Here is a 327-nt window from a genome sequence, read left to right on the forward strand (position 1 = left end):
CTTGCCAGTGCGGTTCGGGGACTGGAAGAACGTCCACCGACGGTTGCGCCGCTGGTGCGAGAGCGGCGTGATCGAACGGATTTTCCGGTATCTGGCTGCCGATCGCGACAATGAATACATGATGATCGACAGCACGATTGTCCGAGCTCACCAGCATAGTGCAGGCGCTCTTAAAAAAGGGGCACGGATCAGGCCATCGGACGGTCCCGGGGCGGACTGACCACGAAGATCCACCCCATTGTCGATGCTGCGGGAAAGGCCGTGGCTCTTTCGCTGACGCCAGGGCAAAGGGCCGACATCACTGAAGCAGAACCTCTCCTTGATGAA

Annotated in this window: 1 pseudogene; it reads left to right on the forward strand. The window is 59.3% G+C overall.

Annotation, left to right across the window (positions count from 1 at the left end):
* Nucleotides 1-327: pseudogene (locus HK28_RS13635) on the forward strand (IS5 family transposase); the annotation flags it as partial.

Source organism: Acetobacter sp. DsW_063, assembly GCF_002153745.1.
Lineage (GTDB): Bacteria > Pseudomonadota > Alphaproteobacteria > Acetobacterales > Acetobacteraceae > Acetobacter.